The following is a 1743-nucleotide window of genomic DNA, read 5'->3' as shown; positions in this document are numbered from 1 at the left end:
ACAGAGACGAATAATTTTCCCCAGGAGCTTTTGCCCGCGCCGCATCTGGAGCGAGCCACGCGCCACACTCGATCGCAGCGAGCAATGCGATACCAGCAGAAAGCAACCGTTGGGGGGATAGAACGCAGACAAACTTCATAGATGTTTTTTTAGCAGACTTCAGGTGCTTTCCATACCATGACTTTACCGTTGGCGAAACGTTCCTGAGTTAGCTTTTTGAGAAAAATGACTGAGCGCCTAAGGTAGATTTGAGATTTGAGATTTGAGATTTGAGATTTGAGATTAACTAGCCGTTGCGGGCTGAGTCGATTTGAGATTTGAGATTTGAGATTTTAGATTGACTAGCCGTTGCGGGCTCATGGGGGGTTCTGGAACTGTCGATTTGAGATTTGAGATTTGAGATTTGAGATTTGAGATTTGAGATTTGAGATGGGGGGCTGGAACTTTTGTTTAAGCCATGATTGCTCAGGGCGATTGCTGTCGGCTTGCATCCGTATTGGGGTGAGGTCGGTTGGGGCGATCGTCCGCGAACCCAACCTAGAAGATTGTATGATAGTTAAATAATTAAATAACTCTAACCTCAACCTCTCAACCTCTAATAAATTGAAAAAGCCATGAATTTTATTAACCCCAAAACCGACTTTGCCTTTAAAAAAATCTTCGGCTCTGCTGACAGTAAGGACATTTTGATTAGTTTCTTGAATGCCATCCTCTACGAAGCACAGCCAGTCATCGAAGATTTAGAAATTATTGACCCTTATTTAGCTCCAAAAATCAAAGGAGTCAAAGATACTTACTTGGATGTCAAAGCTAAAATTAGTGGCAGCAAAACTGTGATTATTGAAATGCAGGTGTTGAATGTAGAATCATTTGAAAAACGGATATTATACAATGCTACCAAAGCTTACTCAGTGCAATTGAAAAGCGGAGAAAACTACAACCTCTTAAATCCCGTGATTGCCTTGACGATTACAGATTTCCAAATGTTTGAGCATCTGGAAACAGTAATTTCGCGGTTTTGTATCAAAGAAAAAAACAACTTGGTCGATTATTTGGCGGATGAATTAGAATTTGTATTTGTTGAGTTGCCAAAATTTGACAAGACTTTAGCAGAATTAGAGACTCTGACTGACAAGTGGATATATTTCATGAAAACCGCTCGGACGTTAAGGTCGGTGCCGGAAGAGTTGGGAAATGTACCGGAACTCCGCAAAGCTTTTACAATTGCCAATGAAGCAAATCTCGAACCGGATGAATTGGAAGATTTAGAAAGGCGAGAAATTTTTATTCAAGACCAGCGCGGTGCCATTACCAAAGCTACCAGAATCGGGATAGAACAAGGACTCAGACAAGGCATCGAACAAGGCATCAAACAAGGAAATGTGACATTAATTGTTCGTCAGTTGGAGCGCCGTGTCGGCCCCTTGTCGCCGGAGATTCAAACTCGCATCGCTCAGTTATCCACTCAGCAATTAGAGAATCTAGGAGAGGCACTATTAGACTTTGCCAGTGTGTCAGATTTGACAAGTTGGTTGCAAGCACATAACAATCGTCAATGATAGCTCAAAGGGGTGTAGGGGCAATCCCCCGTGGTTGCCCTTATGGATTACCTATGTCACATTTGAGTCTGACCTGACATTGAAGCATCTAAAGTCGAAAATCCTATGAGCAAATTTGTGTTTGTGACCGGCGGCGTGGTTTCCAGTATCGGCAAGGGAATTGTCGCTGCTTCCTTGGGCCGCC

2 protein-coding genes are annotated in these 1743 nt (G+C 43.0%); both read left to right on the top strand.

All coding sequences use genetic code 11. The features are described 5' to 3' along the window. The first annotated feature begins 614 nt into the window (after positions 1–614). On the top strand, positions 615–1559 hold the full coding sequence (locus ACUVJL_RS28580) for an Rpn family recombination-promoting nuclease/putative transposase (RefSeq protein WP_445248935.1): 945 nt from the start codon (positions 615–617) through the stop codon (positions 1557–1559). A 105-nt stretch (positions 1560–1664) separates the two neighbouring features. Continuing rightward, positions 1665–1743 (top strand): hypothetical protein (locus ACUVJL_RS28575; protein WP_445248936.1); only part of this gene is annotated, 79 nt, incomplete at its 3' end.

It is taken from the genome of Microcoleus sp. OTE_8_concoct_300 (assembly GCF_031383065.1).
GTDB lineage: Bacteria > Cyanobacteriota > Cyanobacteriia > Cyanobacteriales > Microcoleaceae > Microcoleus.
This window is presented reverse-complemented; position numbering and strand designations above follow the sequence as displayed.